The following is a 648-nucleotide window of genomic DNA, read 5'->3' as shown; positions in this document are numbered from 1 at the left end:
CGAAGTCGATCAGCTGAAACGGCGTCTTGCCGACAGCCAGAATCAGACCTACCCATACGTTATGCATGCGTTCGGGTTGGATCTCATCGTTCATGAAGGTGTGTTCCCACCGTCTCACTTCTTCTCATGGCGGTGGTCTGTAGAGAACTTTCCATCCGTCAGGGGACAGCGCGTCCTTGAAATCGGCTGCGGCATGGGTCTGCCTTCAATCCACCTGGCGAAGAACGGAGCTGCCGTCGTCGTCGCAGTCGACATAGATCCTCGTGCAGTCGCAAATACCAAGGAGAACGCTGAACGAAATCATATCGACAACATCGTAGTTCTGCAAAGCGACCTGTTTTCTGCTGTGGAGTGCCCTCAAAAGTTCGACACAATTTACTGGAATATTCCCGACGTTTGCGTTCCGGAAGACTACGTCTACGGCAATGATCTCGAGCGAGGGCTCTTCGATCCTGGTTATAAGATGCTTCGCAGCTTTCTCAAACAGGCCCCCGCGCATCTAGCGGAAGACGGACGAGTACTCTTGGAATTTGCCGAAGGCGACCGTGTCACCACTTTGTCTGACTTGGCAAAGGCAAATGGATATGCCGTCAAGCTAATCGCTCGAGGAGCCCTCCCCGAGGGAGGGAGAGTGTACCAGTTCTACGA

General features: G+C 53.4%; 1 protein-coding gene. It reads left to right on the top strand.

Annotated elements, in window-relative coordinates; all coding sequences use genetic code 11:
* Positions 1–76 precede the first annotated feature (76 nt).
* Positions 77–648, top strand: a 572-nt coding sequence (locus NKH70_RS35730; protein WP_353027480.1) for a methyltransferase, incomplete at its 3' end; no start/stop codon positions are given.

It is taken from the genome of Mesorhizobium sp. M0991 (assembly GCF_040318915.1).
Classification (GTDB): Bacteria; Pseudomonadota; Alphaproteobacteria; order Rhizobiales; family Rhizobiaceae; genus Mesorhizobium.
This window is presented reverse-complemented; position numbering and strand designations above follow the sequence as displayed.